At 66.4% G+C, this 4614-nt stretch carries 4 protein-coding genes; all 4 read left to right on the top strand.

The window, feature by feature from the left end:
- Positions 1-293, top strand: a 293-nt coding sequence (locus tag VMJ70_15310; protein ID HTO92499.1) for a FlgD immunoglobulin-like domain containing protein, incomplete at its 5' end; no start/stop codon positions are given.
- A 137-nt stretch (positions 294-430) separates the two neighbouring features.
- Positions 431-3310 carry an FG-GAP-like repeat-containing protein gene (locus tag VMJ70_15315; GenBank protein ID HTO92500.1) on the top strand — a complete coding sequence of 960 codons (2880 nt, stop codon included), beginning with the start codon at positions 431-433 and terminating at the stop codon, positions 3308-3310.
- A 39-nt stretch (positions 3311-3349) separates the two neighbouring features.
- Positions 3350-4270 (top strand): alpha/beta hydrolase, encoded by a 921-nt coding sequence (locus tag VMJ70_15320; protein HTO92501.1) that lies wholly within the window; start codon positions 3350-3352, stop codon positions 4268-4270.
- 107 nt (positions 4271-4377) lie between these two features.
- Positions 4378-4614, top strand: a 237-nt coding sequence (locus VMJ70_15325; protein ID HTO92502.1) for a hypothetical protein, incomplete at its 3' end; no start/stop codon positions are given.

A 4614-nucleotide genomic window follows, 5' to 3' on the forward strand; every position in this document is an offset into this window, starting at 1 on the left:
TGGGCGAGGTTCCGGCGGTCAGCTTCCTGTCGCAGAACGCGCCCAATCCCGCCGGCGCCGGGACCACCATTCGCTTCGGACTCGCGCGCTCGGGCGCGATCGCGCTCGACATATTCGACGCCCAGGGGCGGCGCGTGCGGCGCCTCGCGTCGGGGAGCTTCGCCGCCGGCCTCCACCAGGCGAGCTGGGATGGGCGGAACGACGCCGGCTCGCGAGTGGGCGCCGGCATCTACTTCTATCGCTTGAGCACGCCCGAGAAGAACTTCGAGAAGCGGCTGGCCCTGTTGCCGTAGAAGGTTTGCCCGGGCATCGTCCCGGTCGTCGCCCCCGAACGCCCCGGCGTGACCACACGTCGGGGCGCGGAGTTTTCGGCGACTATGATGGCCTTTTGCGTGAACGGGCGGTGCCGCCGCGCCGATAATGAGACCGCATGAACTCTCTTTCGCCGTTGAGGCCTCGCGCGTTCCCGAAGATCTCCGGCGCTCTCCTTGCACCGCTCGCCGCGATCCTGTTCGCGAGCGCGGCCGGCGCGACAATTCGATTCGACGCACCGTTGCTATCGCAGCTGGCCGGAGTCGCCAGTCTCTCCTGGCCCACCCAATTCGCCGTTGGAGATCTCAACGGAGACGGTCGTCTTGATCTGGTGACGAGTGGGCCCGGGGACGTGACTCTCGTCCTCCTCGGGAACGGCGACGGGACTCTGCAGCCGCCGATCGTCGCCGCCGCTCCGGGCTTCGACTGGTATGACATCGCCGATTTCGACGGCGATGGGTTCAAGGACATCGCCTGTGGAGGTCAGTATCACGGGGCGGAGATTTTCTTCGGCGATGGAAGTGGCACGCACTTCACTCCCGTCATGCTCTCAGGCGACCCCGCCTTCTTCGTCGTCGCGGGCGACTACGACGGTGATGGAAGACCCGACCTGGCAACCTGCTTCTATTCGGCATCCGCCGCTGGACTGGCCGCAATGAAGACCTTTCTATCGAGACCCGGCCGCGCCTCCCAGGCCGTTACACAGAATTCGGACAGTCTCGCGGCGTGGGTCGTGGTGGCTCGATCAGCGGATTTCAACCGTGACGGCCGCGCAGATCTGGCAATAGCACAGGGCGAGGCTAGCTCGGACCTTCTGGTGGGGATCAGTAATGGCGATGGGACGTTCTCGTTCAAGGCGGTTCGCTACCCGCAGCTGTGGGACACGGGCGGACTCGATGTCGCCGATCTCAACGGGGACGGCATTCCCGACCTATCAGTCGCTCGAGCGGCTAGCCTGACCGTCTTTCAGGGTCTCGGCGATGGAACTTTTGGCGCACCGCAGCCGCTGAGCCCGCCGCCAGCCCACGCATACAGCATCGCGGCTCACGACATGAACGGCGATGGCATCCCCGACCTGGTCGTTCCGGACTTGCGAACGGGAATGCTCCAGGTCCGGCATGGCCTCGGCAATTTTGCCTTCGGGCCGCCGGAAAGCACCGCCGTCGGGCGCCCGCTCTCTCCCATCGTGGTCGCCGACATGAATGGCGATGAGCACCCCGACGTGGTCGCCAAGTCGATTGATGGGCTGCGCGGCGTTTTCGTCGCGCTCGGCGACGTTGATGGCGGGTTCGAACCCCACACGCGACGAACGTTCGTCCCCGGCAAGTATGTCTACGCGGCGGTGGGCGACTTCAACAACGACGGCCGTGCCGATGTGGTGGCGCCTTACGACGACGGGTACACGACTCAGAGCGTGTCCATTCTGCTTGCGCAGCCGGGTCATGCGCTGGTTGCCATGCCCGCTCAGCCCGTTAACGGCGGCATCAACGGCGTGTTCGCCGCCGACCTTGATGAAGATGGAAAGCTGGACGTGGTCGTGTGGGCAGCGACTCCGGAGTCCACGCTTTTCACATGGTACCGGGGGAACGGCGACGGGACTCTTTGCGCGCCAGTTGAGCTCGCAGCTCCCGGCGCGTACCGGCTCTTCCGAGTTGCGGATGCGAACGGCGACGGGCACTTGGACCTGGTCGCGCCCGAGACCAATGGGGTCGGAGTCTATCCGGGCCGCGGAGATGGCACCTTCGGCCCACCAATCGAATTCCCCGTGACTGCTCTCGACGCCGAGGTCGGGGAACTCAACGGCGACTCCATTCCGGATCTCGCGATACTCGCCGGCGTCGTAGGAGCCGAGATTGGAACTGGCAACAACGCGTTCTCCAACGTCCCTGTGGCCTCCACCGACTTTCATGCGAGCCTCGCGGCCGGCATCGCACGCCTGCGCCCGGGCGGGAACAGCGCGTTGTTCGTTCCATCTCGCGATATCCCGTTCGGCGGCATTCTCGGACGAACACTTCTCGTCAGCACTTTCAACCCTGACGGGAGTCTCGCGAACGCCGCACAGCTTCCGTGGCCCGCGGCGGCAACCTCTGACCTGGACGCGATGTCGTTTCGAGACGTGAATGGAGATGGGAATGTCGACGCTGCGTACAAACTCGAGGCCGGCTTTGGGATTGCCCTGGGCGACGGCGCAGGAGGAATGAGCCCCGAGAGCGGATACGAGGGCTACGAAGTCCCCCTCTACTATGAGCCAATGGTCATGGGGAGTTGCTGCTATCCCAGCTACGCCTTGTACCGCTTCGGTGACTTCAATGGTGACGGACGACTGGACGCGCTTCTCACGTCGACCTGGAATGGGCTCGACGATGGAATCACGATTCTCTGGGGCCGCGATCCGGTTCCGCCTGCCGTTACTCTGCTTGGACCGGTGCCCTCGACCATGCTCCCCGTCGGCCAGCCCGCGAACATCACCTGGTACGCGACAGACAACGTGGGAGTTTCTTCGATCGACCTGTTCGTCTCGCGGCACGGTCGCGATGGACCGTACCAGAGCATCGCGAAGAGTCTGCTGAATACGGGCGCGTATACCTGGACGGTAACGCCGCCGCTCTCCGACAGTGTTGCCTTCAAAGTGGTCGCTCGCGATTCGGCGGACAACGTCGCCTGGGATCGCAGCGGCGGGCTGCTCAGCATCGGCGGCGATGTCGGAGTGGCCGGCGGCCCGAGCGCGCTGCCACGCCGTCTTGCGATTCGTTCGGTCGCGCCCAATCCGTCGCGTGGAGCACTGGCGATCAGCTTCGATCTGCCGCGTTCCGGGCCTGCGAGCATCGCCCTCCACGACCTTCTGGGTCGCCGCGTCGCCGCGTTGTTGGAAGGATCGCATCCCGCCGGGCATGCGGAGGTCCGAGTGGCGCTCGATCGCGTGCCTGCCGGGCTATACTTCCTCGTCCTCCGTTCAGGCAGGGATCGCGCGGTGGCTCGCGTCGCGCTGATGCAGTAGGCGCCTCAATCCCTCGCCCCACCCGCTATGCTTCGCGGCATGAGCCCGCGAAGCGAGCCCTCGCTCTCGATCCCTTTGGACCCGCGCTGGCGTGCGCTCGTCTCGCCGGACCAGCTCGCCGACTGGCGGCCATGCCGCTTCGACGTCGGCGACGGGGCGATCGAAGGCGTGTCGCTCGGCTCGGGCGCGCCGATGCTGCTGCTGCCGCCGATGCCCGGTTGGAAGGAAGCGTATCTCGCGCTAGCGCCGCTGCTCGCCCGGCGCCATCGAGTCATCAGCTTCGATCTGCGGGCGCGATTCTTCGGCGCGCCCTCGTGCTCGCGGCTGCTCGACGACGTGAGCGCGGTGGCCGACGCGGTGGACTCCGGGCCCTGCTTACTATTCGGCCATTCGTTGGGCGCGGCGCTCGCGCTGCGCTGGGCGATCGAGCATCCGGAACGCGTGCGCGCGTTGATTCTCTCGAGCGGCTTCGCGCGCGTCTTCACGCCGCCGGGCGCGCGCTTCACGCGCTGGATCGAACAGCCGCTGGCGCTCGCCGGCATGCGCTGGCTGCCGGACGCGATGTCCCGCCGCCTAGCCGGCGCGCTCGCGAACCGCAACGCCTGGGTGTTCGACCCGCACTGCGCCCCCGAGCTGATCGAGCTCGTGCGCTTCGGCGTACGGCGCGTGCCGATCGCGCTGTTGCGGCAGCGCATCCGACTGGCGTTCGCGTTCGACGCGCGCGCCGCACTGTCGCGCGTCACCTGCCCGACCCTGATCGTGACCGGCGAGCGCGACACCGCGTTCGCTCTCGCGGCCGCCGAGGAGCTGGCGCGGGGAATCGCGCACGCCAATCGGGCGGTGGTCGAGGGCGCCGGACATCTCCACCCGGCTTCCAGACCTGAGCGACTGGCCGAGATCGTGCGCAGCTGGCTTGAACAGCCGCGCCTGCCATGTCCGAGGCCAGGTCGTAGCACCTAAGTCGTTGCGAAATATTTCTCAAATCTCAGTCTGGAACCAATCATTGACTTACTATATTTCGTGAATAAGATCCGGCCTGTGACCGCGACATTTCGTAAGCGCGCCGAATGAAAGGGCGGTTTCCGGCCGGCGATCAGACGCTGGGGGGCCTTGCCACCGTCCTGGCCGCCCAGGCCCTTTCGCTTCCCGAGGTGGCCCTTGCCAGGGTCTGGCTGATCGGCCCGGGTGACTCGTGCGTCACCTGCCCGTTGGCGGCGGAATGCCCGGAGCGCGCTTCGTGCCTGCACCTGGTCGCGAGCGCCGGCCTGACCTCGAAGACCGACGGCGAATTCCGGCGCTTCCCG

The organism is Candidatus Sulfotelmatobacter sp., assembly GCA_035498555.1.
Taxonomy (GTDB): Bacteria; Eisenbacteria; RBG-16-71-46; order RBG-16-71-46; family RBG-16-71-46; genus DATKAB01.

Excerpts from the sequence above, each read along its gene's own strand:
- VMJ70_15315 (HTO92500.1), top strand. The coding sequence starts at position 431 with ATGAACTCTCTTTCGCCGTTGAGGCCTCGCGCGTTCCCGAAGATCTCC.
- VMJ70_15320 (HTO92501.1), top strand. The coding sequence starts at position 3,350 with ATGAGCCCGCGAAGCGAGCCCTCGCTCTCGATCCCTTTGGACCCGCGC.